Origin of the sequence: Pseudomonas sp. Eqa60, from assembly GCF_018326405.1 — a bacterium.
Lineage (GTDB): Bacteria > Pseudomonadota > Gammaproteobacteria > Pseudomonadales > Pseudomonadaceae > Aquipseudomonas > Aquipseudomonas protegens.
The window spans coordinates 6,414,433-6,438,748 of record NZ_AP024342.1 but is presented as its reverse complement, the minus strand read 5'-3'; the positions used below and the strand labels follow the sequence as shown (position 1 = coordinate 6,438,748).

At 63.5% G+C, this 24,316-nt stretch carries 26 protein-coding genes and 1 pseudogene; 10 read left to right on the top strand and 17 right to left on the bottom strand.

Annotation, left to right across the window (positions count from 1 at the left end; all coding sequences use genetic code 11):
• Window positions 1-70 precede the first annotated feature (70 nt).
• Window positions 71-664, bottom strand: a complete 594-nt coding sequence (gene betI / locus KI242_RS29235; RefSeq protein ID WP_011063941.1) for a transcriptional regulator BetI — start codon at window positions 662-664, stop codon at window positions 71-73.
• Window positions 665-1,150: 486 nt separating this feature from the next.
• Between betI and KI242_RS29230 the strand changes: the two genes are divergently transcribed.
• Window positions 1,151-3,103, top strand: a complete 1,953-nt coding sequence (locus KI242_RS29230) for a BCCT family transporter (protein WP_225368821.1) — start codon at window positions 1,151-1,153, stop codon at window positions 3,101-3,103.
• Between the two features lie 188 nt (window positions 3,104-3,291).
• On the opposite strand, the gene choV is transcribed toward KI242_RS29230, so the two are convergent.
• From choV to KI242_RS29215, 3 genes are all read right to left on the bottom strand, one after another.
• The gene (gene choV / locus KI242_RS29225) at window positions 3,292-4,470 is read right to left on the bottom strand and encodes a choline ABC transporter ATP-binding protein (RefSeq protein WP_011063939.1); all 1,179 of its coding nucleotides are present in this window, start codon (window positions 4,468-4,470) and stop codon (window positions 3,292-3,294) included.
• Window positions 4,467-5,312 (bottom strand): choline ABC transporter permease subunit, encoded by an 846-nt coding sequence (gene choW, locus KI242_RS29220; RefSeq protein ID WP_019095263.1) that lies wholly within the window; start codon window positions 5,310-5,312, stop codon window positions 4,467-4,469. Before choW ends, choV begins: the two co-directional genes overlap by 4 nt.
• Before the next feature lie 70 nt (window positions 5,313-5,382).
• Window positions 5,383-6,339 (bottom strand): choline ABC transporter substrate-binding protein, encoded by a 957-nt coding sequence (locus tag KI242_RS29215; RefSeq protein WP_011063937.1) that lies wholly within the window; start codon window positions 6,337-6,339, stop codon window positions 5,383-5,385.
• 427 nt (window positions 6,340-6,766) lie between these two features.
• Here KI242_RS29215 and KI242_RS29210 point away from each other — a divergent pair, with 427 nt between their 5' ends.
• Window positions 6,767-8,143 carry an L-serine ammonia-lyase gene (locus KI242_RS29210; RefSeq protein ID WP_011063936.1) on the top strand — a complete coding sequence of 459 codons (1,377 nt, stop codon included), beginning with the start codon at window positions 6,767-6,769 and terminating at the stop codon, window positions 8,141-8,143.
• A gap of 412 nt (window positions 8,144-8,555) precedes the next feature.
• Window positions 8,556-9,659 carry a GlxA family transcriptional regulator gene (locus KI242_RS29205; RefSeq protein ID WP_011063935.1) on the top strand — a complete coding sequence of 368 codons (1,104 nt, stop codon included), beginning with the start codon at window positions 8,556-8,558 and terminating at the stop codon, window positions 9,657-9,659.
• Here the strand turns inward: KI242_RS29205 and aac(6') are convergent, their stop codons facing one another.
• Both aac(6') and KI242_RS29195 read right to left on the bottom strand, forming a co-directional pair.
• On the bottom strand, window positions 9,660-10,106 hold the full coding sequence (gene aac(6'), locus KI242_RS29200; RefSeq protein WP_041120185.1) for an aminoglycoside 6'-N-acetyltransferase: 447 nt from the start codon (window positions 10,104-10,106) through the stop codon (window positions 9,660-9,662).
• Window positions 10,107-10,168: 62 nt separating this feature from the next.
• Window positions 10,169-10,432 carry a hypothetical protein gene (locus KI242_RS29195; RefSeq protein ID WP_015637320.1) on the bottom strand — a complete coding sequence of 88 codons (264 nt, stop codon included), beginning with the start codon at window positions 10,430-10,432 and terminating at the stop codon, window positions 10,169-10,171.
• Between the two features lie 278 nt (window positions 10,433-10,710).
• On the opposite strand from KI242_RS29195, the gene KI242_RS29190 reads away from it, so the two are divergent.
• Window positions 10,711-11,175 (top strand): DUF4952 domain-containing protein, encoded by a 465-nt coding sequence (locus tag KI242_RS29190; RefSeq protein WP_236187006.1) that lies wholly within the window; start codon window positions 10,711-10,713, stop codon window positions 11,173-11,175.
• A gap of 253 nt (window positions 11,176-11,428) precedes the next feature.
• On the opposite strand, the gene KI242_RS29185 is transcribed toward KI242_RS29190, so the two are convergent.
• From KI242_RS29185 to KI242_RS29165, 5 genes are all read right to left on the bottom strand, one after another.
• Entirely contained in the window at window positions 11,429-12,589 is a 1,161-nt protein-coding gene (locus tag KI242_RS29185) for a gamma-butyrobetaine dioxygenase (protein WP_065365102.1), read from the bottom strand.
• A 24-nt stretch (window positions 12,590-12,613) separates the two neighbouring features.
• On the bottom strand, window positions 12,614-13,090 hold the full coding sequence (locus tag KI242_RS29180; RefSeq protein WP_041120182.1) for a thioesterase family protein: 477 nt from the start codon (window positions 13,088-13,090) through the stop codon (window positions 12,614-12,616).
• 108 nt (window positions 13,091-13,198) lie between these two features.
• Window positions 13,199-14,164, bottom strand: coding sequence for an L-carnitine dehydrogenase (locus tag KI242_RS29175; RefSeq protein ID WP_019095258.1), 966 nt, complete (start codon window positions 14,162-14,164; stop codon window positions 13,199-13,201).
• A 159-nt stretch (window positions 14,165-14,323) separates the two neighbouring features.
• Window positions 14,324-15,211 (bottom strand): 3-keto-5-aminohexanoate cleavage protein, encoded by an 888-nt coding sequence (locus KI242_RS29170; protein WP_019095257.1) that lies wholly within the window; start codon window positions 15,209-15,211, stop codon window positions 14,324-14,326.
• An 88-nt stretch (window positions 15,212-15,299) separates the two neighbouring features.
• The gene (locus tag KI242_RS29165; RefSeq protein ID WP_011063927.1) at window positions 15,300-16,244 is read right to left on the bottom strand and encodes a choline ABC transporter substrate-binding protein; all 945 of its coding nucleotides are present in this window, start codon (window positions 16,242-16,244) and stop codon (window positions 15,300-15,302) included.
• Window positions 16,245-16,438: 194 nt separating this feature from the next.
• Between KI242_RS29165 and KI242_RS29160 the strand changes: the two genes are divergently transcribed.
• Window positions 16,439-17,398, top strand: a complete 960-nt coding sequence (locus KI242_RS29160; protein WP_125062325.1) for a GlxA family transcriptional regulator — start codon at window positions 16,439-16,441, stop codon at window positions 17,396-17,398.
• 37 nt (window positions 17,399-17,435) lie between these two features.
• Here the strand turns inward: KI242_RS29160 and KI242_RS29155 are convergent, their stop codons facing one another.
• The 4 genes from KI242_RS29155 to KI242_RS29140 all read right to left on the bottom strand — a co-directional run bounded on the left by KI242_RS29155 (window position 17,436) and on the right by KI242_RS29140 (window position 19,462).
• Window positions 17,436-17,852, bottom strand: a complete 417-nt coding sequence (locus KI242_RS29155) for a DUF3010 family protein (RefSeq protein WP_011063925.1) — start codon at window positions 17,850-17,852, stop codon at window positions 17,436-17,438.
• Window positions 17,853-17,886: 34 nt separating this feature from the next.
• Window positions 17,887-18,210, bottom strand: a complete 324-nt coding sequence (locus tag KI242_RS29150) for a helix-turn-helix transcriptional regulator (protein WP_015637312.1) — start codon at window positions 18,208-18,210, stop codon at window positions 17,887-17,889.
• Window positions 18,194-18,448, bottom strand: a complete 255-nt coding sequence (locus KI242_RS29145) for a type II toxin-antitoxin system RelE/ParE family toxin (RefSeq protein ID WP_011063923.1) — start codon at window positions 18,446-18,448, stop codon at window positions 18,194-18,196. Before KI242_RS29145 ends, KI242_RS29150 begins: the two co-directional genes overlap by 17 nt.
• A gap of 99 nt (window positions 18,449-18,547) precedes the next feature.
• Window positions 18,548-19,462: a LysR family transcriptional regulator gene (locus KI242_RS29140; RefSeq protein WP_011063922.1), complete on the bottom strand. Its 915-nt coding sequence runs from the start codon at window positions 19,460-19,462 to the stop codon at window positions 18,548-18,550.
• A 181-nt stretch (window positions 19,463-19,643) separates the two neighbouring features.
• Here KI242_RS29140 and KI242_RS29135 point away from each other — a divergent pair, with 181 nt between their 5' ends.
• On the top strand, window positions 19,644-20,981 hold the full coding sequence (locus tag KI242_RS29135; protein ID WP_011063921.1) for a nucleobase:cation symporter-2 family protein: 1,338 nt from the start codon (window positions 19,644-19,646) through the stop codon (window positions 20,979-20,981).
• Here the strand turns inward: KI242_RS29135 and KI242_RS31935 are convergent.
• On the bottom strand, window positions 20,971-21,144 hold the full coding sequence (locus KI242_RS31935; RefSeq protein ID WP_244868225.1) for a hypothetical protein: 174 nt from the start codon (window positions 21,142-21,144) through the stop codon (window positions 20,971-20,973). The genes KI242_RS29135 and KI242_RS31935 overlap by 11 nt on opposite strands.
• Between KI242_RS31935 and KI242_RS29130 the strand changes: the two are divergent.
• Window positions 21,079-21,545 (top strand): annotated as a pseudogene (locus KI242_RS29130) (nucleoside deaminase). The gene KI242_RS31935 and the pseudogene KI242_RS29130 overlap by 66 nt on opposite strands.
• On the top strand, window positions 21,542-21,892 hold the full coding sequence (locus KI242_RS29125; RefSeq protein WP_019095254.1) for a hydroxyisourate hydrolase: 351 nt from the start codon (window positions 21,542-21,544) through the stop codon (window positions 21,890-21,892). Before KI242_RS29130 ends, KI242_RS29125 begins: the two are co-directional and overlap by 4 nt.
• A gap of 108 nt (window positions 21,893-22,000) precedes the next feature.
• On the opposite strand, the gene KI242_RS29120 is transcribed toward KI242_RS29125, so the two are convergent.
• Window positions 22,001-22,402, bottom strand: a complete 402-nt coding sequence (locus KI242_RS29120; protein WP_015637309.1) for a lysozyme inhibitor LprI family protein — start codon at window positions 22,400-22,402, stop codon at window positions 22,001-22,003.
• Between the two features lie 235 nt (window positions 22,403-22,637).
• On the opposite strand from KI242_RS29120, the gene KI242_RS29115 reads away from it, so the two are divergent.
• Together KI242_RS29115 and KI242_RS29110 are read left to right on the top strand one after the other, a co-directional pair.
• Window positions 22,638-23,615 carry a dipeptidase gene (locus tag KI242_RS29115; RefSeq protein ID WP_053160273.1) on the top strand — a complete coding sequence of 326 codons (978 nt, stop codon included), beginning with the start codon at window positions 22,638-22,640 and terminating at the stop codon, window positions 23,613-23,615.
• Window positions 23,616-23,776: 161 nt separating this feature from the next.
• On the top strand, window positions 23,777-24,307 hold the full coding sequence (locus KI242_RS29110) for a 4-vinyl reductase (protein ID WP_011063916.1): 531 nt from the start codon (window positions 23,777-23,779) through the stop codon (window positions 24,305-24,307).
• Window positions 24,308-24,316 lie beyond the last annotated feature (9 nt).

Here is a 24,316-nt window from a genome sequence, read left to right as displayed (position 1 = left end):
CCGGGCATGCCCCTAAGTTCGGGGCGCGCTGATCAGTGGTGGTTCAGGGGCCGAGCGTCTCTTTTGTGCTCTAGCGCTCCTGCTTAGCCAGTTGTAGATCCATGTATTCGTAAGCGATCCGTATCGCCTGGTCGGTGTCGAATGCATCACCCGACAAGGCACCACGCAGCCACAAACCGTCGATCAAGGCCGCCAGGCCGCGGGCTGCCTTGCGCGCATGGTAGAGCGGCAGGGCACGGCGGAACTGGCAACACAGGTTGGAATACAAGCGGTGGTCGTTGATCCGCTGCAACCTGTGCAAATCGGGCTGGTGCATGCTGGAAGCCCAGAAGGCCAACCAGGTTTTCATTGCCGGGCCGTTCACCTGGCTGGCATCGAAGTTGCCCTCGATGATCACTTTCAGATGAGCGCGCGGGCTGTCGTCCGTCAGGGCCTGGCGGCGTGCTCTGACGCCTTCGTTGAGCATGCTCATGATGTAACCCATCGTCGCTGCGATCAGGCCGTTCTTGTCCCGAAAGTAGTGACTGATGATGCCGTTCGAGACACCGGCCAAACGGGCGATCAGCGCAATGCTGGCGTCCCCCATTCCGACCTGATCGACCGCTTGCAGCGTGGCTTCGATCAATTGCTGGCGGCGTATGGGTTGCATACCGACCTTGGGCATCTGATACCTCTCCTTAGGCCTGTCGATTGGCGTATGACGCCCGTCGACTTGTGGGCCAGTCTATTTTGTTTTGATTGAACGTTCAATCAACAAAGAATAAGATCTGCGACAAATCGTCGCTGCCTGGGGAGTTTCTCCTGCTCGCAGATGGCGGAAAAACGACCTCCGAAAACGCCCGAAACTTACACGCGGCATAGCGTGGACCGGCAAGAGAGCACACGTGTTGAAGGGGCAGGACGCTCCGGGTTCCAGGCGACGAACTGCAGGTTCGTCACCGGCCCCGGATGCGGTTGCGCAACGCGGCTTTTGCGGTTTCGGGTGTTTTCGGGGTGTCTTTATAACACCCGATGATCGGCTGCCAACTAACCGATTGGTCGGGTGCCGTGTTGCCTTGTGTCCTTCTCTCGCACTGCCCGGAGCATCTGCGCAATGAGTTCTGCCTCTCTTATAAAGACCCCACCGGAGAAGGTGCGGGTCAACGGTTGGGTGTTCTACACCTCCACCGCGCTGATCCTGTTGTTGACCGCCATTCTGATCATTGCCCCGCAAGAGGCCGGCCGACTGCTGGGCATTGCCCAGGCCTGGTTGTCCCGCAGCTTCGGCTGGTACTACATGGTGGTGATCGCCGCCTACCTGGTGTTCGTGGTGGGCCTGGCGTTCTCCTCCTACGGCAAGCTCAAGCTGGGGACCAAGCAGGACACCCCGGACTTCAGCTACGGCGCCTGGGCGGGGATGCTGTTTTCCTCCGGCATCGGCATCTCGCTGCTGTACTTCGGTGCTTCCGAGCCGCTGGACCACTACTTCAACCCGCCGGAAGGCGTACCGGGCAGCAACCTGGCCGCACGCCAGGCGCTGCAGCTGACGTTCCTGCACTGGGGCCTGCACGGCTGGGCCATCTATGCCCTGGTGGGCCTGGCGGTGGCGTACTTCGCCTATCGGCATAACCAGCCACTGGCACTGCGTTCGGCGTTGTACCCGCTGGTGGGCGAGCGCTGGGTCAAGGGCGCGGCCGGCCACGCGGTGGACGGCTTCGGCATGTTCGTGACCCTGCTGGGCCTGGTGACCAACCTCGGGATTGGTTCGATGCAGGTGTCTTCCGGCCTGGAAAACCTGTTCGGCATGGAGCACAGCAACACCAACCTGCTGATCGTGATCATCGTCATGAGCACGGTGGCCACCATCGCCGCGGTGTCCGGCGTGGAAAACGGCATCCGCCGCCTGTCCAACCTGAACATCGTGCTGTTCAGCGGCCTGCTGATCTTCGTCCTGCTGTTCGGCCCGACCCTGCACCTGCTCAACGGCTTCGTGCAGAACATCGGCGACTACCTGAACGGTGTAGTGCTCAAGACCTTCGACCTCTATGTGTATGAGGGCGACAGCGCCAAGTCCGATCGCTGGCTGGGCCTGTGGACCCTGTTCTACTGGGCCTGGTGGATTTCCTGGGCGCCATTTGTAGGCATGTTCATCGCGCGTATTTCCCGTGGTCGCACCGTGCGTGAACTGGTGGCCGGCGTACTGCTGATTCCCCTGGGCTTCACCCTGGCCTGGCTGTCGATCTTCGGTAACTCGGCCCTGGATCTGGTGGTCAATCAGGGAGCCGTGGAGTTGGGCAAGACGGCGTTGGAACAGCCGTCCATGGCGATCTACCAACTGCTCGAGCACTACCCGGCCTCGAAGATTGTCATCGGTGTGTCGATCTTCGTCGGCTTCGTGCTGTTCCTGACCCCCGCCGACTCCGGGGCGGTGATGATGGCCAACCTTTCGTGCAAGGGCGGCAACGTCGACGAAGACGCCCCGCACTGGCTGCGGATCTTCTGGTCGGTGGTGATCACCCTGGTGACCATCGGCCTGCTGTTCGCCGGCAACTTCGAAGCCATGCAGACCATGGTGGTGCTGGCCGGCCTGCCGTTCTCGGTGGTGCTGATCTGCTTCATGTTCGGCTTGCACAAGGCCATGCGCCAGGACGTGCAGATCGAGCAGGAGCAGGCGCAACTGGCCGAGCGTGGCCGCCGCGGTTTCAGCGAGCGCCTGAGCCAGCTGGACCTGCAACCGACCCAGTCGGTGGTGCAGCGCTACATGGACAAGCACGTCAGCCCGGCCTTGCAGGAAGCGGCGGCGCAGTTGCGCAACCTGAGCCTGGAAGTGCAGACCAACCTGGGCAAGTCGAAGAACCTGCTGGGCCTGCGCGTGGAAATGGATGAAGGCAATCCCTTCGTCTATGAAGTGAGCCTGGACGGCTACCTGGCGACGCCTAGCGAATCGACCCAGCCGGAAGGGGCCGACAGCGAAGTGCGCAGCCGTTTCTACCGCGCCGAGGTGTATCTGCACAACGGCAGCCAGGAATACGACTTGATGGGCTTCACCCAGGAGCAGATCACCCGGGATGTGCTCGATCAGTTCGAAAGCCATCGGCAGCTCCTTGGCCGTGTCTATAGCTGAGTGAAGTCACGGGCCGCTCCCGCGGGGGGCGGTTCCAGCCGCTGTAGGAGCCGGCTTGCCGGCGAAGGCGTCCTCAAGGGCACTGCAAGGCTTCAGGGCCTGTTCGCTGGCAAGCCAGCTCCTACAGAAGGGGGTGTGTCGTCAAAGCAAAACGCCGCGATTGCTCGCGGCGTTTTTGTGTCTGCTGCTTAACCCAGGTTCTTGCCGAGCAGCGCGTGGTAGAGCTCGCTGTCGCCAAGGATGCCCACCACTTTCTGGTTGTCGTGGAGCACCAGTTTGTTGCCGGTCTGGTAGCGGATCTGCAGGGCATCGCGCATGCCGATGCTGGAGTCCACCAGGGTCGGGCGTCGGCCCAGTTCTTCCACGGCTTGCCCCGGAACCCAGTTCTGCAGGTCCAGCTGCGAGCCGTTGCGGCGTGCGCCCTTGATGGTGTTGCCTTCGGCCAGGTCGAGCCAGGAATCGCCGCCCGGGTCCAGGCATACCGAGCCGTTGACCCGCTTGCAGTTGTCCAGGCTGCGCATCAGGCTGCGCCCGCACAGTACGTTCAGTGGGTTGGTGTGGGCAACGAAAGTCCGTACATAGTCGTCCGCCGGGTTGAGCACGATTTCTTCCGGGTTGCTGTACTGGATGATCCGTCCGTCTTTCATGATGGCGATGCGGCTGCCCAGCTTCAGGGCCTCATCCAGGTCGTGGCTGACGAAGACGATGGTCTTGCTCAGCTTGCGCTGCAGCTCCAGCAGTTCGTCCTGCAGGCCCTGGCGGATCAGCGGGTCGAGGGCCGAGAAGGGTTCGTCCATCAGCAGGATATCGGCGTCCATGGCCAGGGCACGGGCCAGGCCCACGCGCTGCTGCATGCCTCCGGAGAGTTCGTCGGGCTTCTTGTTGCGCCACTGGGTCAGGCCCACCAGCTCAAGCTTCTCGTCCACCAGCTTGCGCCGTTCCTTTTCCGGGCGGCCCTGCATTTCCAGGCCGAAGCTGATGTTTTCGCGCACGGTCAGCCAGGGCATCAGGGCGAACTTCTGGAACACCATGGCGATGCGCTTGGTGCGCATCATCTTCAGCTCGGCGGGGCTGCAGGAGGCGATGTCGATCTGCTTGCCTTCATGCTCGACGAACAGCTTGCCGCGGCTCACGGTGTTCAGGCCGTTGATGCAGCGCAGCAGGCTCGACTTGCCGGAACCGGAGAGGCCCATCAGCACGCAGATCTCGCCTTTCTCGATGTCCAGGCTGGCATTCTCGACGCCGACGATCTGCCCGGTCTTCTTCAGGATCTCGTTGCGGGTCATGCCCTGGTCCAGCAGCTTGAGGGGCTCGCGCGGGTCCTTGGAGAAAATCACGTCGACCTTGTCGAAGCGGATAATGCTCATGCGTCACCTCCTACTTTGGCTTCGGGTTGCTTGCAGATGCGGTCGAGCATGATCGCCAGCAGCACAATGGCCAGGCCGGCTTCGAAGCCCAGGGCGATATCAGCGGTATTGAGGGCGTTGACCACCGGCTTGCCCAGGCCATCGGCGCCCACCAGGGCGGCGATCACCACCATCGACAGCGATAGCATGATGCATTGGGTAATGCCGGCGGCGATGCTCGGCATGGCGTGGGGCAGTTCAATGCGCGACAACAACTGACGGCGCGAGCAGCCAAAGGCCTTGCCGGCGTCCATCAACTCTTGTGGAACATCGCGAATGCCCAGGTAGGTCAGGCGGATCGGCGCGGCGATGGCGAACACCACCGTGGAAATCAAGCCGGGTACCACCCCCAGGCCGAACAGGGTCAGGGTCGGGATCAGGTAGACGAAGGTGGGCACGGTCTGCATCAGGTCCAGCACCGGCCGCATCATGGTGTAGAACAGCGGCTTGTGCGCCGCGACTATGCCCAGCGGTACGCCGATGAGCACGCAGACCAGGGTGGCGAACAGCACCTGGGCCAGGGTTTCCATGGTTTCCTGCCAGTACCCCAGGTTGAGGATCAACAGGAAGGACAGCACGACAAAGGCGGTCAGGCCCCATTTGCGCTGGATCAGGTGCGCCAGCAGGGCAATCAGGCCGATCAGGGCCAGGGGGTTGAACCAGGTCAGCGCGAACGTCACGCCGTGGATCATGGTTTCCAGGGTGGTAGCGATCGCGTCGAAGGTGCTGGCGCCGTGCTTCGTCAACCACTCGACGAAAGCCGCGATGTACTGGCCCAGGGGGATTTTCTGATCAGTGAGCATGGTATTGAACGTCCGCATGCAAGGGAAAAACAGCCCGGGCGGGCGAGCCCGCCCGGCGTAAGCGCACTACTTAATTTGAAGCTTGTGCAAGCTTGGCTTTCACGGCCTCCAGGCCAGGTTTACCGTCAATGGTGGTCACGCCGGCGAGCCAGGTATCGAGCACCTGAGGGTTCTGCTTCAGCCAGGCCTTGGCGGCCGCCTCAGGCTTCATCTTGTCGTCCAGCACGTTGCCCATCAGGGTGCTTTCCATGTTCAGGGTGAACGACAGGTTCTTCAGCAACTGGCCGACGTTGCTGCACTCTTCGGCATAGCCCTTGCGGGTGTTGGTGTAGATGGTGGCCTGGCCGAAGTTGGGGCCGAAGAACTCGTCGCCGCCGGTCAGGTACTTCATCTTGAAACGGGTGTTCATCGGGTGCGGTTCCCAGCCCAGGAACACCACCGCAGTGTCACGGCGCTGTGCGCGCTCGACCTGGGACAGCATGCCTGCCTCGCTGGATTCCACCACCTTGAAACCGGCGTCCTTCAGGCCGAAGGCATTCTTGTCGATCATGGTCTGGATGGTGCGGTTGCCGTCGTTGCCCGGCTCGATGCCGTAGATCTTGCCGTCCAGTTCCTTCTTGAACTTGACGATGTCGGCGAAGTCCTTCAGGCCCTTGTCGTACAGCGACTCGGGCACCGCCAGGGTGTATTTGGCGTTTTCCAGGTTGGCCCGCAGGGTGGCCACGGTCCCGGCGTCGCGGTAGGGCTTGATGTCGTTTTCCATGGTCGGCATCCAGTTGCCGAGGAACACGTCCATGTTCTTGCCGTCGGCCAGGGACTTGTAGGTCACGGGCACGGAAATCATGGTGGTCTTGGTCTTGTAGCCCAGGGCGTTGAGCACGACGCTGGTGGTGGCGGTGGTCACGGTGATATCGGTCCAGCCGACATCGGAGAAGTTTACGGTGCTGCATTGTGCCGGTTCTGCGGCTTGTGCCAGAAGCGGCAGACTCAGCATGGCGGCCAACAACAACGACGGGGAACCTTTCATAGGGGGGACTCCTGGATGTTTTTTTGGCGGCGTTTGGACCGCGCTTATAAGTGTGGCGGTTGGTGTGTCGGGAACAGCTCTACCACCGTGCCTTGCAATCGAGTCGAGACTGATCATGTACCAGTGAAAATCTGTCGCCTACAGGGTGCGTCGTATCCAGTACAGGGAGGGTCGCATCCAGTGTCGGTGAGGTCGCTTACAGTGTTTTCGAGCGATTTTTCCTACAACTGAGCCGCAAAAAACGCCCAAAACCCCTGCGTTGCGCCTGGCGGCGTTAGTGGGCATGAGTGAGTCGGTGTCAGACGTCGCGGGCCTTGGCAAAAGCCTGATGATGCGCCCTTCTCGGCGGATTGCAGCTTGAGCGTAGCAGCTCCGTCAGAGGGCGTTTCCGGCGCCCGGACAGTGCTCAACCAGGAGTTACGCAGCAATGGCTATCAGTGTTTTCGACCTGTTCAAGATCGGCATCGGCCCCTCCAGTTCCCACACGGTCGGGCCCATGCGCGCAGCGGCTTTGTTCGTCCAGGTGTTAAAGGAAAGGCAACTGTTGGAGCAGGTACGCCGGGTCGAGGTGCAGCTCTTCGGTTCGCTGTCCGCCACCGGCATCGGCCATGGCAGCGATAACGCGGTGATCATGGGCTTGATGGGGGAGTGGCCGGACGCGATCGACCCGTCGCTGATCGGCACGCGCATCGAGCTGCTGCGGGAAACCGACACCCTGTTGCTGGACGGGCGGCTGCCAGTGCCTTTCATCTGGGCCCGGGACATGCAGCTGGTGGACCGCAACCTGCCATTCCATCCCAACGCCATGACCCTGGTGGCCGCGGGCGAAGAGGGTGAGCTGCACCGCGATACCTACTATTCGGTGGGCGGCGGTTTTGTCGTCGACCAGGCCCAGGCCGACAGCGGTGTGGCGGACCTGGACCGCAGCGAGCTGCCTTACGATTTTTCCAGTGCGGTGGAACTGCTGGGCCTGTGCCAGAAGCACAACCTGCGGGTCGCCGAACTGATGCTGGCCAACGAGAAGGTCTGGCGTTCGGAAGAGGAAATTCGCAGCGGCCTGATGGCGCTCTGGCGTGCCATGCAGGACTGCGTGGAACAGGGGCTCAAGCACGAGGGCATCCTGCCTGGCGGGCTCAATGTGCGTCGCCGCGCGGCCAAGTTGCACCGTAGCCTGCAGGAACTGAACAAGCCCAATGTGATCGGCTCCACCCTCAGCGCCATGGAGTGGGTCAACCTGTTTGCCCTGGCGGTGAACGAAGAGAACGCCGCCGGCGGACGCATGGTCACCGCCCCCACCAACGGCGCGGCGGGGATCATTCCGGCGGTGCTGCATTACTTCATGAAGTTCAGCGAAGACGTCACCGACGCCAACGTGGTGGATTTCTTTCTCGGCGCGGCGGCCATCGGCATCCTGTGCAAGAAGAACGCCTCCATCTCCGGTGCCGAAGTCGGCTGCCAGGGTGAGGTGGGTTCGGCCTGCGCCATGGCGGCGGCCGGGCTGGCGGAAATTCTCGGGGCGACCCCTGAGCAGTTGTGCAACGCCGCGGAAATCGGCCTGGAGCACAACCTCGGCCTGACCTGTGATCCGGTGGGCGGGCTGGTGCAGGTGCCGTGCATCGAGCGCAACGCGATTGCCGCGGTGAAGGCGATCAATGCCGCGCAAATGGCCTTGCGCGGCGATGGCCAGCATTTCATTTCCCTGGACCGGGTGATTCGCACCATGCGTGATACCGGCGCCGACATGCACGACAAATACAAGGAAACCTCCCGTGGCGGCCTGGCGGTCAGCGCCGTGGAGTGCTGATTGCCGGCGCGCACAAATCGCTCACATGCCCAGGGGCGCGCCACCTTTTAGCGCGTCGTGAATAGACAAGTCGCCAACCGGGCCGGGCAGCCCCCGTGCCCGTGGCCCGGTTGTGCTTTGAGTGACACTCGCCCGCCCCTGTGCGAAGTGCTTGCCGCGCAAGTGCTACCTAACTGCTCACAGCTCTCTGGGCCTGGCCACCGCACGCCGACGGCGGCGCTTCTTATCCGCACATTGACAAGGGCTATGTAGACACGTCGCGACGTCGTTTTCAGGAGTTATTGAATGCCCATTCAACTTTAGGCATGGCAATTGCTCTGTGAATATCAAGCCCGTCTCCCTTGAGGAACAGGGCACATAAAAAGAGCCTCCGCCTGAGGCCATCACCCGCTTTGTGTGAGGAGATATCGCGATGACGTCGTTCAACTCCGGGGCCCAACCCCAGAACCGTGCGCCTCAATCCATCGGCTTTCTGCTGCTGGACAATTTCACGCTGATTTCCCTGGCCTCCGCAGTCGAACCCCTGCGCATGGCCAACCAACTGTCCGGTCGCGAGCTGTATCGCTGGACCACCCTCAGCGTCGATGGTGGCCAGGTCTGGGCCAGTGACGGTCTGCAGATCACCCCCGATGCCGCGATGCACAAAGCCCCCAGCCTCGATACCGTGATTGTCTGCGGCGGTATCGGCATCCAGCGCACCGTCACCCGCGAACATGTGTCCTGGCTGCAGAGCCAGGCCCGCCAGTCGCGCCGTCTGGGCGCGGTATGTACCGGCAGTTGGGCCCTGGCCTGCGCCGGCCTGCTGGACGGCTTCGATTGCAGCGTGCACTGGGAATGCCTGGCGTCGATGCAGGAAGCCTTTCCCCGGGTGGCCATGAGCACCCGCCTGTTCACCCTCGACCGCAACCGCTTCACCAGCTCCGGCGGCACCGCGCCGCTGGACATGATGCTGCACCTGATCAGCCGCGATCATGGCCGCGAGCTGTCGGCGGCGATCTCGGAAATGTTCGTCTACGAGCGCATCCGCAACGAGCAGGATCACCAGCGCGTACCCCTCAAGCACATGCTGGGCACCAACCAGCCCAAGCTGCAGGAAATCGTCGCCCTGATGGAAGCCAACCTCGAAGAGCCGATCGACCTCGACGAACTGGCGGTATACGTCGCCGTGTCCCGGCGACAGCTGGAGCGGCTGTTTCAGAAGTACCTGCATTGCTCGCCGTCGCGCTACTACCTCAAGCTGCGGCTGATCCGCGCCCGGCAACTGCTCAAGCAGACTCCCATGTCGATCATCGAAGTGGCGTCGGTCTGTGGTTTCGTCTCCACGCCGCACTTCTCCAAGTGCTACCGCGAGTACTTCGGCATTCCACCGCGTGACGAGCGCATCGGTTCCAACACCACCCAGCAGGTGGCGATGATGCCGTTGCCGCAAGCCATGGTTTTGGCGCCGCTGTCCGGGCCATTGTCGGCCCTGAGCCAGGCACGCAACGAATCGACCTTCGCCAGCGTGCGCCTGTAGTCACAGGCGTTTCTTGAAATACACCACGCGCTCGGTTTCCTCGAAACCCAGCGCGTGGTGCAGATCCTGGCTGGCCAGGTTGTCGAGGCTGGTGTCCGAGGCCATTTCCACGCATCCCCGTTGTTGCCCCCAATAGGCGACCTGCTCGATCAGGCGCTGGGCAATGCCCTGGCGACGATGCCCGGGGGCCACATAGATGCCTTCAAGAAAGACCACGGGGGAGCTGTCGGTGCCGTTGACGTAGTCGTGGCGCAATGCAGCCTCGGCCAGGCCCACGGCCTCACCGTTCTCGGTGCAGGCCAGCCAGCAGCCGTAGCGCTGGGGCTCGGCCAGAATCTGCTGGATTTCGGCCTGGTGTTCATCCTGCGGGCAATCGGGCCATAGGCCCTGGCGCAATTGCAGCCACCCGCCAGCGTTGGCGGATGAACCAGGTTCAATGGGGGTCATGAGCGGGCCTGTGGTTTGTGGAGGAAACCCACTTTAGCAACCCGCCCGGGCCCCGGGGGCGTTCACGCGCGTTTTTGCTGCTGGTACTCGGCCAGGGCCGGCAGTAGTTGGCGGTCGATGGCCTGGCGTACGGCAGGCAGGATGGTCGCATTGCCGGTGAGCATCTGCTCGACCATGCCCTTGAGCGCCTTGGCCCGTGCATCGCTCAAGCCCCTTACCGCACATTCGCAGGCCTGCTCGGCGCTGGCGCCTGCGGGCATTTCGAAACCCAGTGCCCGGAGTTGTCCCAGCAGGTCGTCCTGGTCAATCAGATCCGCGTGCATCATGACTCTTATCCTTGTTCAGGGAGCGTGGTCGTGAGCCGATTCTGGTAGGGCGTCCGGGTGGCGGCAAGGGCAGATTGTCGCGATGGCCCGTTTACCTATGAACAGGTCGTTTTCGGCTAAGTCGATGGCCATGGCCGGTTGCCACAGCGTTGGGAAAAGGCGGCGCAATCAAGTCTTGCGGCGCCTGCTTGTGAGGCCTCGGGCTTGCCTGAAGGGTGGGGTAATGAGCGCTCCTGCCGCGCAAAGACACTCTGTGCAAGCGCTGGGTGTTCGGTAGGATGGCCGCCGAGTGGCAAACCATGGAGCTGGAGTGGATGAAAGTGATGTTCAGAATGGGGTTCGCCTGTTTGTTGTTGATGGTTTCCGGCGCTGCTCTGGCAGCTCCCGAGTGTGGCGATTTTCTGAAGGCCATGACCGATCCACCGAAGTCCCTGGAGTTTTTCCGTTGTGAGTCGAAGCCCCAGGATCAGGGCGCACCGCTGACCGCCAGTTACCGGGTCAAAGGTCAGGATGCCCATGAGGTAGAGCGCTATCTGCAGCGGGAGTTGGGGGTTCAGGAGGGGCTCAGGTTTGTCTGCTGCGGCTGGGAAACGAAGGGTTTCATTTCCTATAGGGATAAAAAGACCGGGCGTAATTACCAGATTGGCATGGGCTCTGAAGAGACGCCCTACAACCAGCGCCAGGATTGGCACAAGATCGGCTATTTCTATGTGACGGTGGTGCTGTATACCGAGGACATCTGAAGGCGTGGCAGTGGCCCTATTACCTATGAGCAGGTCGCTCTCGGCTAACTCGCGGGAAGGCAGAGTGGGCAGACTGAAACCAGCTCGCGTCGTGTCGGTTTGGTCACCTTCTCACCGCAGCTCCTCAGAAGTAGTCCCTGCCTCGATCCTGTCACGGCTTGATCGGGGCTTTTTTTGCCTGTGCAAAGCTCTCCGGCAAGTTTCGCCGGCAAGCCGGCTCCTACAGGGGAGCCGGGGGCGGGAGGGGTGAGGATCAGCGCTGCAGCACCAGGATTCTGGAGAGCAGTTCGTCGCGGTCGATGTAGCAGCCCTGGAAGTGCCGGGCGCCGCTAGCCGGGTCGAAGGCGTTGCGCGCGTGCAGGGTGCGGCGGTTGTCGAAGCACCAGAGCTGGCCCGGGTCCAGGCGGCGAATGACCCGGAACCGGGCTTCGCGAGTCAGGGCGATAAAGCGCCGGTAGGCGCGGTACAGCCGGGGCATCTGTTCTTCCGTGGTGTCGAAGGGGCCACGCAGGAAATTGGCCATGCGGATTTCCGCGACCTGGCCCCGGGCATCCAGGGCGATGACCGGCGCCAGGCAGCGGTAGTCGCTGTGGCGGTCCTTGTTGCGAAACTCCACGGGGATTTCGCACAGGGCGCGGAACGCCTCGGGGTCTTCCCGGCGCAGGGCGTCGGCAATGGCGAAGCCGTCGACGAAAATGCTTTCGCCGCCTACCGCGTCATTCACCAGACAATGCAGGAATTGCAGCCCCGGTTGCAGCTCGCGGGTCGGCAGGTCGCTGTGCAGCGGCAGATTGAAGGCGGTGTAGGCGTTGCTGTCGGCATCGGCCTTGGACTGCACGTTGAACAGCACGCCGAAATTGCTTTCGCGGATAAACGAAATACGCCGCGCAATCAGGGCCAGCGAGCCGGGTTCGGTGGGAGCGCCACGGACCTGGGTCAGGCCGGTATCGCGCAGGGCCAGCAGCCATTGCAGCAGCACCTGGGGGTCCTCCATCAGCGCCTGGTACTGGAACTCGGGCAGTTGCAGGCTGGCGTCCCACAGCGAGTGCCGGGCCTTGGCGGCCTGCCGTTCTTCGCGCGACTGTCGATCATAGGCATGGGCCCGCAGCCAGCCGGGGTCGAAGCGGCTGCGGTGGCCGTCCGCCCAGTCGAGGTTCAGGCAGCCGTCGGCATCAATGCGTGCGGCGTTGCACTCGAGGTCTTCGGCAACATCGACGATTTCCAGCACCTGTTCGCGGGTCACGCTGTAGACGCATTGCGGGCAAGGGCAGTTGTCCCGCAGCCATTGATGGTGAAAAGGGCTGAGACGGCCGTCGGCCCAGTGCACCTGGAGCCGGTCCGGCAGGACCTGGACAGTGGCCAGTGCGCTGATCAACGGGTAACTGCGGTAGTCGGCAAGGGCGGCGGTGTTCACGGCGATCTCCTTTTCTTCTGAGGGCTATTTTTCCGCGGGCAGGGCGATCACTCGGCCGAGGCAGGCCGGGCGCGGCAGGTCCGCCTGCTCGGCGGCCAGGGTTTGCAGGCGTTGCAGCACCGGCTCGCTGAACGGCGCCGAACGCGGCCCGGCCAGGTCGACGTGGAGCAGCATTTGCTCGTTGCCTGCCAGCTCCCGGGGATCATCGAGTCTGTGCAGGCTGTGGTAGAGGTGCAGGCGCTTGCGATCGTGGCCGATGACCTGGGTGCGCACTTCGACCTCGGTGTCGAGCTTCACCTCATGCAGGTAGTTCAGATGCAGTTCCAGGGTGAACAGCGAGTGGCCGCTGGCTTCGCGGTTGTCGCTGTCGAGCCCCAGGCGATCCATTAGGGCGTCAGTGGCATAGCTGAAGATCAGCAGGTAGAAGGCATCGCGCAGATGGCCGTTGTAATCGACCCAGTCGCTGATGATGCGGGTGCTGTAGGTGGTCAGGGCAGGCATAAGGTCACCGGATAACGGTAGGAGCCGGCTTGCCGGCGAAGGCGTCCGTTGGGTTTGCGCCTGGCTTGGCGGCCCGTTCGCCGGCAAGCCAGTTCCCACGGGGTTGGGTTAGTCGTGAAAGTGCATGCCGTGCTTGGCCTTGGTGGTTTTCACCGCCTCCAGCACCGCCAGCAGGCAGTCATCACGATAGCGCTCCAGGGCCGCAATGCTGTGGGTGCCCAGTTGCTCGGCGGTGCCTTCGACCACGTCGTCGATCAGCTTGTCGGTCAGCTCCGGGGCCGGCAGGTAGGTCCAGGGCAGTTGCAGCGCCGGGCCGAACTGGGCCATGAAGTGGCGCATGCCGGCGTCGCCGCCCGCCAGGGTGTAGGTGAGGAAGGTGCCCATGAACGACCAGCGCAGGCCGGCGCCAAAGCGGATCGCATCGTCGATTTCCCCGGTGGTCGCCACGCCGTCGTTGACCAGGTGCAGGGCCTCGCGCCACAGCGCTTCGAGAAGACGGTCGGCGATGAACCCCGGGACTTCCTTGCGCACGTGAAGGGCGCGCATCCCCAGGGATTCATAGACCTTGATCGCGGCCTGGACCGCTTCGGGCGCGGTGCGCTTGCCGCCCACCACCTCCACCAGTGGCAGCAGGTACACCGGGTTGAACGGGTGGCCCACCACGCAGCGTTCCGGGTGGGTCGAGCCCTCGTAGAATTCGCTGGGCAAAAGGCCCGAGGTGCTGGAGCCGATCAGCGCCTCAGGCTTGGCCGCGGCGCTGATTCTGCTGTGCAGTTCCAGCTTGAGCTCCAGGCGTTCGGGAGCGCTTTCCTGGATGAAGTCGGCATCCTTCACGCATTCCTCGATGGTGTCGACGAAGCGCAGGCGCTGTTGTGATGCTCCGGGGGCCAGCCCCTGTTTTTCCAGCGCGCCCCAGGCATTGGCGACGCGCTTGCGCAGGGCCGCTTCGGCGCCGGGCGCCGGGTCCCAGGCCACTACGTCGAGGCCGTGGGCCAGGGCTCGGGCCACCCAGCCGCTGCCGATCACGCCGCTGCCCAGGGCGGCGAAAGTTTTGATGTCGGTAATAAAAGTCATCGCGTCTTCCTGGATAAAGAGTTCGTAGGAGCTGGCTTGCCAGCGAAGCTATTGGCGGCCTTGCGGGCCCCTTCGCCGGCACGCCGGCTGCTACGAGCTCGGATGTGACGGCCTCTTCGCGAGCAAGCTCGCTCCTATGGGGGGAGAGGTGGATTGGGGTCAGCCGCGTTGCTTCAGGCCCATCTTCTGGCGGCCTTCGGCCGGGGTCAGGACCCGGGCGCCGAGGCGGCTGAGGATTTCCGTGGCCCGTTCCACCAGTTGGCCGTTGGTGGCGAGCACGCCGCGATCCAGCCACAGGTTGTCTTCCAGGCCGACCCGCACGTTGCCCCCCAGCAGCACCGCTTGCGCAGCCATGGGCATTTGCATGCGGCCAATCCCGAAGCCGGCCCAGACCGCGTCCGCCGGCAGGTTGTCGACCATGGCCTTCATGGTGGTAGTGTCCGCCGGGGCGCCCCAGGGAATGCCCAGGCACAGCTGGAACAGCGGGTTGTCCAGCAGGCCTTCCTTGATCATCTGCTTGGCGAACCACAGGTGCCCGGTGTCGAAGATTTCCAGCTCGGCCTTCACTCCCAGCTCCTGGATACGCTTGGCGCCGGCCCGCAGCTGGGCCGGGGTGGAGACGTAGATGGTGTCGCCGTCGCCGAAGTTCAGGGTGCCGCAGTCCAGGGTGCAGATCTCCGGCAGCAGTTCCTCGACGTGGGCCAGGCGGGTCAAGGGGCCGACCAGGTCGGTGTTGGGGCCGAACTCCATGGGGTTCTCGCCGCCGCCGATCTCCAGGTCGCCGCCCATGCCGGCGGTGAGGTTGACGATGATGTCGATGTCGGCCTCGCGGATCCGCTCCATCACTTCGCGGTACAGCGCCACATCGCGGCTGAACTTGCCGGTGGCGGGGTCGCGCACATGGCAGTGCACCACGGTGGCGCCGGCCTTGGCGGCTTCTACGGCGGCCGCGGCGATCTGTTTCGGGGTGACCGGCACGTGCGGGCTCTTGGCGGTCGTGTCGCCAGCACCGGTGAGTGCGCAGGTGATGATGACGTCGTGGTTCATGGTGCGGTTCCTTACAGGCGTGTTTGCTGAGGGCGTGAGGTGGCCGTGCGCAGCCCAGGGCGGGCTGCGGGGCGGCAGTGGCGGTGGCTTATTTGCTGGTCAGTTGCAGGTGCTCGGCGGCCGGCTTGCCATCGAAGGTGGTGACCCCTTCCAGCCAGCGCTGCTGGTCCTGCGGGTGGTCCTTGAGCCATTGCCGCGCGGATTCCAGGGCATCCTTGTGATCCAGCAGCGGCTGCATCATGCGGCTCTCGTCTTCGGCGCTGAAGGTCAGGTTGGTCAACAGCCGGTGCACGTTCGGGCACTGCTCGGCGTAGTTAGGCGCGGTGACGGTCCACACCGTGGCCTGGCCTTCGTTGGGCCCCAGGGCGTTTTCGCTGCCGCTGAGGTAGGTCATCTTGAAGTTGACGTTCATCGGGTGCGGCGCCCAGCCGAAGAACACGATGGCCTCGTTGCGTTTCACCGCCCGGGCCACCGCCGACAACATGCCCGCCTCACTGGACTCCACCAACTGGAACTTGCCCAGGCCGAACTGATTCTTGGCGATCATTTCCTTGATCTGGGTATTGGCTCCCGAACCCGGTTCGATGCCGTAGATCTTGCCCCCCAGTTCCTTCTGGAACCTGGCGATGTCGGCAAAGGTCTTCAGACCCTTGTCCGCCAGGTAGGCCGGCACGGCCAGGGTGGCGCGGGCGTCCTTGAGGCTCGGTTCGGCCAGGACCTTGACCTGGTTGGCGTCGACGAAGGGGGTGATGGTCTGGGTCATCAGCGGGTTCCAGTAGCCCAGGAACAGGTCCAGGCGCTGGTCACGGATGCCGGCGAAGATGATCTGCTGGGAGGCACTGGTCTGCTTGGTCTTGTAGCCGAGGCCGTCGAGCAGGACCTGGGTCAGGGCGCTGGTGGCGATCACGTCGGTCCAGTTGACCACGCCCAGGCGCACGTTCTGGCAACTGGCGGCATCGGCGGCCAGGGCCCCGCTGCTCAGAAAAACGCTACCACTAAGCGCAAGCACACAGCTGCTGATCAGTCGTTTCATGATGCTTTCCTCGGCAGGTCGTTATTGTCGGTCCCGGCGTCTTTGTGCGCAGGTGTTGCCAAGGTACGCAGGCGCTGCCGGTGGCAAGCGCACAGCGGCGACCGACTCTTGCACTGCAGCGACCTGCCCCCTTGTGGCACGGGGGCATTTGGCGTATCACAAGGCCCACGCTGGCCGTCACCGGAGTGCGTTGCATGTCCCAGGACTTCTATTTCCTGCTGATGCCGGGGTTTTCCGCCATCGGTTTCATCTCGGCCATCGAGCCGCTACGGGTGGCCAACCGCTTTCGTGGCGAGCTGTACCGCTGGCATGTGCTGAGCGCCGACGGCGGCGCGGTGCTGGCCAGCAATGGCATGTCGGTGAATGTCGATGCGGCCCTGGAGCCGCTGAAGAAAGGCGCGACCTTGTGGGTGGTGGCCGGTTTCGAGCCGCTGAAGTTTCTCACCCCGGCCCTGGAGCACTGGTTGCGGCGGCTGGAGGTGGAGGGCGTGACCCTGGGCGGGATCGACACAGGTAGCGTGATCCTTGCCGAGAGCGGTTTGCTGGAGGGGCACCGGGTGACCTTGCACTGGGAGGCCATCGAGGCCTTCAAGGAGTCCTACCCGCAACTGAGCGTGACCCAGGAGCTGTTCGAGATCGATCGACGGCGCATCACCTGTGCCGGCGGCACGGCGTCCATCGACATGATGCTCGACCTGATCGCCCAGGCCCACGGCCCGCAACTGGCGGTCCAGGTCAGCGAGCAGTTCGTGCTGGGGCGCATCCGCCCGCGCAAGGATCACCAGCGCATGGAAGTCGCCAGCCGCTACGGCATCAGCAACAAGAAGCTGGTGCAGGTGATCGGCGAAATGGAACAGCACAGCGAACCGCCCCTGAGCACCCTGGCCCTGGCCGAGTCGATCAAGGTCACTCGGCGCCAGCTGGAGCGCCTGTTCCGCCTGTACCTCAACGACACCCCGAGCAATTTCTACCTGGGCCTGCGCCTGGAGAAAGCCCGCAAACTGCTGCGCCAGACCGACATGAGCGTGCTGGAGGTGAGCATTGCCTGCGGGTTTGAATCGCCGTCCTACTTCACCCGCAGTTACCGCGCGCGTTTCGTGCGGTGCCCGCGGGAAGACCGGCGCCCGGCGGGCGGCGGCCGCGAGCTGGCTTGACTCGGGCTCCGTAGCGCCGGCCAGCCGGCTCCTACGGTTACTTTTTCAGCAGGGCGGCGCAGGCGGCTTTGTAGGCTTCGTGCTGGTATTTGTTGAGGCTCGCGGCCAGAGCGAAGCCGTGCTTCTTGTACTGGGCGTTGATGGTCTGGGGCGACAGCAGGGTCACCTCGCAATTCTCCAGCAACTGAAACACGCCTTCGATCTTGAAGGTGGTGGGGCCGCCGGCGAACTCGCCTTTCTTGCTGCGCTTCTTGATGGCGATGCGGGTGATCCCGTGTTCGCGCACGAAGGCCCCGACCTGGCTGGCGAAGGCCTTGACGTTGGCGGCCTCGTCATCGTCTTCCAGGGCGATTTTCTTGGTGGCCAGCGGCTGGTGTTGCACCGCGCCGTCTTGCAGGGTGGCGAGGGCGAAGATGGCTTCGCTGCCTTTGATCTCGATACCGCAGATGCTCATGGGGAACCCTTTCAATCAGTGAGTGAGGCGCAGCTTACAGCTCCAGCTGGTCGGCGCGTATGCCGAAGGCGGCGGCGATCTTTTCCCGGGTGGCCCGGCGCGGCCGGGCGACGCTTTCCTGCTGGGCAAAGGCCGGCTGGGAGATCCCCAGGCGCCTGGCGACTTCGTCCTGGGTGAGGTGCAGGTGCTCGCGCCAGGCGCGGATCGGCGTGGCGCCGTCGACCATGCGGCTGACCACGTCATGGGGTATCAGATCGGCTTCCTTGTACTGCGCCATGTACTGCGCGTAGGGAATCACCACGAATGCCGGGCTGCCGTCCGGGCCGTGGATGATCTGGATGTCAGTAGGTACGTTCATCACGTTTCTTGACCTCTTGAACACTGACGATGTGTATGGCTCCGTCCCAGTCGAACAGGACCCGGTACTGCCCGACCCGAAGACGATAGGCATAAGTGTGGCCGGACAGGGCTTTGACGTTGCCACTGGCGGGCATGTCGGCCAGCAGGGCAATCGCATCGCGAACCTGGACCTGATGCTCGTGGTGCAGTCGCATCAACTGCTTGACCGCTTTTCTACTCCAGAGGATCTCGTTCATGGCGGACTATATAAGTCTTTTATAAGCAATGCGAAACCTTGCTTATATTTCCTGCCCGGCCAAGTGCAGAACCTTGTCCCTTTGTTGCCCGCGCCAACGTTACCAGGTCGTGGACTGCCCGCGCCGGTCCACCTCGTACACCTTCTGGCGCAGCAGCCGCTCCTTGAGCCAGCGCTCGGCCTTGCCCATCACCCGTTGTCGGGCCCAGAGCAGGTCGACGCCGATCAGCCAGTCGGTATGGGGGTAGGCCCCCAGTTGCAGTTCCACCAGCTCGCCCTTGGCCAGTTCACGCTGGATCAGTTGCCGCGGCAGGGTGGCCCAGCCCAGGCCGGCGCGGACCATTTCCAGCAGCGCCAGGTAGTTTTCCGCCTGCCACAGCTGGGTGGAGCGCAGGTATTCGCTGCTGGGCAGCTTGTTGGCGTGGGCGCTGAAGGCCAGGCGCCGGTGCACATGCAGGTCGTCGAAGGTCACGCTGTCGAGCTGCGCCAGCGGGTGGTCCGGGTGGCAGACGTGCAACATGATCAGCTTGCCCAATTGCTGGAACTCCAGCTCCTGGGGGTAGCCCGGTTGCGAGAAGGCGATGCCCAGCACCGCCTCACCCCGGGCCACCAGCTCGCTGGCGTCCCCGGACAGCGGGTGGCGGATCAGCAGGTCGACATAGGGAAAGGCCTGTTCGAACTCCCGCAGGGCCGGCATCAGCGGGCCATAGGGGGTTTCGATGACGATCGACAGGTGTGGCTCCACCACCTGCGACAGGCAGTCGGCGTTGGCCTGCAGGGTCAGGCAGCGCTCCAGCACCGCCTCGGCCTGCAGCAGCATCTTCTGCCCGGTGGCCGTCAGCACCGGGCTGCGAGCGCTGCGGTCGAACAGCTCGACCCCCAGGTCCGCCTCCAGGTTGCCGATGGCCACGCTGACCGTGGACTGGGTCTTGCCCAGCTTGCGTGCGGCGGCCGAGAACGAGCCGCTTTGCGCGGCCTGTACGAACATCTGCAGTTGATCCAGCGAAAAGCGCATCGCGGCTCCCGGCCCTGGAAGAGGGCTGTCTGATCCATCGTTAAAAACGATGGCTGCTCATTTGTTTCATCGTATTCAAGCACAGATCATGGCCCCGACGTCCGTACTTCCTGCCGGCGGCGCTTGCCCCGGATGCCTGCCAAAACAAAAGCAAAAGCTGCACCTTCAGGAGACCTGCGACATGACAATTTCCCGCGTGCATCCCGTGGACGAGGTCCTGCCCGTCCGCCAGCTGTTCACCTTCGGCCTGCAGCATGTGCTGGTGATGTATGCCGGTGCGGTGGCGGTGCCGTTGATTCTAGGCAATGCCCTGGGCCTGACCCCGGCGCAGGTGGTGCTATTGATCAACGCCAACCTGCTGACCTCGGGCATCGCCACCCTGGTCCAGACCCTGGGGTTCTGGCGTTTTGGCGCGCGGCTGCCGTTGATCCAGGGCTGTTCGTTCATCGCCCTGGCACCGATGATCATGATCGGCAAGCAGTTCGGCCTGACCGAGGTGTTCGGCGCGGTGATCGCCGCAGGCGTCATCACCATTGCCCTGGCGCCGCTGTTCAGCCGTTTGCTGCGGTTTTTCCCGCCCGTAGTGATCGGCAGCCTGATCACCATCATCGGCATTTCCCTGATGCCGGCAGCGGCGATCTGGCTCGGCGGCGGCAACCCCGCGGCGGACGATTTCGGCGCGCCGGCCAACCTGCTGCTGGGGCTGGCCACGGTAGCGGTGACGCTGGTGATCTACGGCAAGTTCTCGGGCTTTATCGGCAACCTCAGCGTGCTCATCGGCTTGCTGGTGGGCAGCCTGATCGCCGCGGCGTTCGGCATGACCGACTTTGCCCAGGTGAGCCAGGCGGCCTGGTTCGAACTGAGCCGGCCCATGGCGTTTGGGGCTCCACAGTTTTCCCTGGTGCCGATCCTGATCATGACCCTGGCGATGCTGGTGATCATGGCCGAGACCACTGGCAACTGCCTGGCCATCGGCAAGCTCACCGGCAAGCCGACCACCCAGCGCACCCTGGGCGATGCGTTCCGCGCCGATGGCCTGTCGACCCTGCTCGGCGGGCTGTTCAACAGCTTTCCCTACAACGCCTTTACCCAGAACACCGGGCTGATCGCGCTGTCCAGGGTCAAGAGCCGCTTCGTGGTGGCTGCGGCCGGGGCAATCATGGTGCTCATGGGGCTGTTTCCCAAGCTGGGTGCCCTGGTGGCCGCGGTGCCGACCCCGGTGCTTGGCGGTTGCGCCATCGTGATGTTCGGCATGACTACAGTGGCCGGCATCCAGGAACTGTCGCGGGTGCCGTTCGAAGGTACGCGCAACGCCATCGTGGTGGCGGTGTCGGTCAGCGTCGGGGTGCTGCCGATGTCCTTCCCGGCGCTGTTCGCCCATCTGCACGGTCCCCTCAGGCTGGTGCTGGAAAGCGGCATCTTCCTTGGCGCCATCACCGCCATCGTTCTCAACCTGCTGCTCAACCCCCGTGAGGCCGCCGCCCAGGTGCTGGCAGCCCATGTCGAGCTCAATGACTGACGTTTTTCTCGCCGCCATTGCTGTGGCGGCTCCTGCCCATGAAAAGGAGGTCAAGATGACCCAGATTCTTTCTTCCATCCCTGCCGGCGTCACCGAACTGGACCTGCACCTGCTGCGCCAGAGCATCCAGCTCGCCGAAGAGGCCAAGGCCCGCGGCCGTCATCCGTTCGCCGCCCTGGTGGCCGATCGCGACGGCAAGGTCATCGCCAGCGCCGGCAACAACTCGATGCCCCCGAAGGCGACCCGACCCAGCACGCCGAACTGGCGGCAGCGGCGCTGGCGGCCAAGCGCCTCAGCCCCCAGGCCCTGGCCGAGTGCACCCTGTACACCAGCGCCGAGCCCTGCTGCATGTGCGCCGGGGCCATCTACTGGACCGGCATTGGTCGGGTGGTCTACGCCTTGTCCGAACATGAGCTGCTGGAGTTGACCGGCGACCACCCGGAAAACCCGACCTTTTCCCTGCCGTGCCGCGAAGTGTTCGCCCGTGGGCAGCGGCAGATCCCGGTGTTCGGGCCGATGCTTGAGAGCGAGGCCGCCCTGGCGCACAAGGGCTTCTGGAAATGAACGGCGGCCTATCCATCCATGTGGTGGACGTCGCCAGCGGCAAGGTGGCCGAAGGCATGGCGGTGCGGGTGCGCCGCCTGGGCGGCGAGCTGCTCTGCGCAGGGCGAATTGCCGGCAACGGCTTGCTGAGCGAGCTTGCCGAGCGCTCGGCGAGCTTCGGCCAGGGCGTCTACGAAGTGGAGCTGGAGGTGGCGGCGTTCTATCGCGAGCAAGGCCAGGCGCTGCCGCCGGTGCCCTTCCTCGAGGTGCTGGTGTACCGCTTCGGCCTGGATGATCCGCGCCAGCACTACCACCTGCCGTTCAAGCTCACCGCCTGGGGCGTCTCGTGCTTTCGCGGTGGCGCCTGACCCGGCGCTGACCTGTAGGAGCGAGCTTGCTCGCGAAACGCTCGCAGCCACCACAACCGGTTCGGCAGAGCGCTTTTCGCGGGCCGGCCCGCTCCTAGCGGTGGCGGGTCATTCCTGGGCGATGGATTCGATGAACTCCGAGCGTTCGTCGCTCATGCGCGCCAGGCAGTCATTGGTGGCGATGGTGTAGGCCTTGGTGCCGGGCTTGGCCGGAAAGGACTCCATCGCGCAGTCGGCGTCGCGCTGCTTCTGCCACAGTTGCTGGGCATTTTTGACCTTGGCGCTGATGTCGGCCAGTTGCCCTTTGTCGCTGCCATAGAGGGTGCCCAGGCGTTCCAGCAGGCTCTGCACGTTGTCGCCCAGCAACTGTTCGGCGGTGGTCCTGTTGTAGGTCGCGCATTCCAGGGTCTGCACGTTGTTTTCCACGCCGTCGCAGGGCGTGTTGTCGGCCTCTTCGGCCGCCTGTACGCCTGTCGTTATCAGTAACAAGGCCAGGAAGATCGGTTTCATTGCAGCGCTGCCCTCATCCAGTGACGCTTTCGTTGAAGCGGCGAATTCTGGCGCAAGCCCCGGGCAAAGAACAGAGGCCACCCATGCCCTCCGTCCGGCCCTTTGTCGGCGCTTGACGCTTTCGGCAATTCCCCTGTCGTTTTTGCACCCAGGCGCCCCGGCCCTCAAGCATATGCTGACCCCAAAGCGCCGGCAGACGATTCGGCGCAAGAATCGCCAATAAGGGGACAGCCTGATGAGCCCAGCCGAACTACACGCCGACAGCATCGTTATCGACGGGCTGATCATTGCCAAGTGGAACCGCGAGCTGTTCGAGGACATGCGCAAGGGCGGCCTGACCGCAGCCAACTGCACCGTGTCGGTTTGGGAAGGTTTCCAGGCCACGATCAACAACATTGCCTCCAGCCAGAAGCTGATACGCGAAAACAGCGACCTGGTGATGCCCGTGCGCACCACCGCGGACATTCGCAAGGCCAAGGAGCTGGGCAAGACCGGCATCCTCTTCGGCTTCCAGAATGCCCATGCCTTCGAAGACCAGATCGGCTACGTCGAGGTGTTCAAACAGCTGGGCGTGGGCATCGTGCAGATGTGCTACAACACCCAGAACCTGGTGGGCACCGGCTGCTACGAGCGTGATGGCGGGCTCTCCGGGTTCGGCCGCGAGATCGTCGCCGAGATGAACCGCGTCGGGGTCATGTGCGACCTGTCTCACGTTGGTTCCAAGACCAGCGAGGAAGTGATCCTCGAATCCAAGAAGCCGGTCTGCTACTCCCACTGCCTGCCGTCGGGGCTCAAGGAGCACCCGCGCAACAAGTCCGATGCCGAACTGAAATTCATCGCCGACCACGGCGGTTTCGTCGGCGTGACCATGTTCGCGCCGTTCCTGGCCAAGGGCATCGATTCGACCATCGACGACTACGCCGAAGCCATCGAATACACCATGAACATCGTCGGTGAAGATTCGATTGGCATCGGCACCGACTTCACCCAGGGCCATGGCCAGGACTTCTTCGAATACCTGACCCACGACAAGGGCTACGCCCGGCGCCTGACCAACTTCGGCAAGATCATCAATCCCCTGGGCATCCGCACCGTGGGCGAGTTCCCCAACCTCACCGAGACCCTACTCAAGCGCGGCCACAGCGAGCGCGTGGTGCGCAAGATCATGGGCGAGAACTGGGTCAGCGTCCTGAAGGACGTCTGGGGCGAATAAGGCCACCCCCCACAGCACATTCCTGTAGCCGCTGCCGCAGGCTGCGATCGGCTCCGAAGGAGACGCGCTCTTGCGGCCCTCGGAAGGCTCTTCGAGCCTTTTCGCAGCCTGCGGCAGCGGCTACAGACGTACTTATCCACAGAATTCCGGAGTTTTGAAACATGGCCAAGATCGCCCCGCAATTGCCTATCGAAGTCGACAGCGAAACCGGTGTCTGGACCTCCGACGCCCTGCCGATGCTCTACGTGCCACGGCATTTCTTCGTCAACAACCACATGGGCATCGAGGAGGTGTTGGGCGCCGATGCCTACGCCGAGATCCTCTACAAGGCCGGCTACAAGTCCGCCTGGCACTGGTGTGAAAAAGAAGCCGAATGCCACGGCCTGGAAGGCGTGGCGGTGTTCGAGCACTACATGAAGCGCCTGTCCCAGCGCGGCTGGGGCCTGTTCAAGATCCAGGACATCGACCTGGATAAAGGCACCGCCAGCGTCAAGCTCGAACACTCGGCCTTCGTCTACGTGTACGGCAAGGTCGGGCGCAAGGTGGACTACATGTTCACCGGCTGGTTCGCCGGTGCCATGGACCAGATCCTGGCGGCCCGTGGCAGCAAGATCCGCACCGTGGCAGAGCAGGTTTACGGTGGTTCCGAAGAAGGCCACGACGATGGCCTGTTCGTCGTCAAACCGTTGTAAGCGGAGTTA

Coding starts and splice junctions, on each gene's coding strand:
- KI242_RS31935 (WP_244868225.1), bottom strand. CDS start 21,144: ATGACGGCCGCGGGCCTTGGCCTCTTCGGCGAGCTGGATGCTCTGGCG.
- KI242_RS29140 (WP_011063922.1), bottom strand. CDS start 19,462: ATGCGCTTTTCGCTGGATCAACTGCAGATGTTCGTACAGGCCGCGCAA.
- KI242_RS29205 (WP_011063935.1), top strand. CDS start 8,556: ATGACGTCGTTCAACTCCGGGGCCCAACCCCAGAACCGTGCGCCTCAA.
- KI242_RS29135 (WP_011063921.1), top strand. CDS start 19,644: ATGACAATTTCCCGCGTGCATCCCGTGGACGAGGTCCTGCCCGTCCGC.
- KI242_RS29155 (WP_011063925.1), bottom strand. CDS start 17,852: ATGAGCATCTGCGGTATCGAGATCAAAGGCAGCGAAGCCATCTTCGCC.
- KI242_RS29160 (WP_125062325.1), top strand. CDS start 16,439: ATGTCCCAGGACTTCTATTTCCTGCTGATGCCGGGGTTTTCCGCCATC.
- KI242_RS29125 (WP_019095254.1), top strand. CDS start 21,542: ATGAACGGCGGCCTATCCATCCATGTGGTGGACGTCGCCAGCGGCAAG.
- KI242_RS29210 (WP_011063936.1), top strand. CDS start 6,767: ATGGCTATCAGTGTTTTCGACCTGTTCAAGATCGGCATCGGCCCCTCC.
- KI242_RS29215 (WP_011063937.1), bottom strand. CDS start 6,339: ATGAAAGGTTCCCCGTCGTTGTTGTTGGCCGCCATGCTGAGTCTGCCG.
- KI242_RS29110 (WP_011063916.1), top strand. CDS start 23,777: ATGGCCAAGATCGCCCCGCAATTGCCTATCGAAGTCGACAGCGAAACC.
- KI242_RS29180 (WP_041120182.1), bottom strand. CDS start 13,090: ATGCCTGCCCTGACCACCTACAGCACCCGCATCATCAGCGACTGGGTC.
- KI242_RS29120 (WP_015637309.1), bottom strand. CDS start 22,402: ATGAAACCGATCTTCCTGGCCTTGTTACTGATAACGACAGGCGTACAG.
- choV (WP_011063939.1), bottom strand. CDS start 4,470: ATGAGCATTATCCGCTTCGACAAGGTCGACGTGATTTTCTCCAAGGAC.
- KI242_RS29145 (WP_011063923.1), bottom strand. CDS start 18,448: ATGAACGAGATCCTCTGGAGTAGAAAAGCGGTCAAGCAGTTGATGCGA.
- KI242_RS29170 (WP_019095257.1), bottom strand. CDS start 15,211: ATGAACCACGACGTCATCATCACCTGCGCACTCACCGGTGCTGGCGAC.
- choW (WP_019095263.1), bottom strand. CDS start 5,312: ATGCTCACTGATCAGAAAATCCCCCTGGGCCAGTACATCGCGGCTTTC.
- KI242_RS29165 (WP_011063927.1), bottom strand. CDS start 16,244: ATGAAACGACTGATCAGCAGCTGTGTGCTTGCGCTTAGTGGTAGCGTT.
- KI242_RS29115 (WP_053160273.1), top strand. CDS start 22,638: ATGAGCCCAGCCGAACTACACGCCGACAGCATCGTTATCGACGGGCTG.
- KI242_RS29150 (WP_015637312.1), bottom strand. CDS start 18,210: ATGAACGTACCTACTGACATCCAGATCATCCACGGCCCGGACGGCAGC.
- KI242_RS29175 (WP_019095258.1), bottom strand. CDS start 14,164: ATGACTTTTATTACCGACATCAAAACTTTCGCCGCCCTGGGCAGCGGC.
- KI242_RS29195 (WP_015637320.1), bottom strand. CDS start 10,432: ATGATGCACGCGGATCTGATTGACCAGGACGACCTGCTGGGACAACTC.
- betI (WP_011063941.1), bottom strand. CDS start 664: ATGCCCAAGGTCGGTATGCAACCCATACGCCGCCAGCAATTGATCGAA.
- KI242_RS29190 (WP_236187006.1), top strand. CDS start 10,711: ATGGCCGCCGAGTGGCAAACCATGGAGCTGGAGTGGATGAAAGTGATG.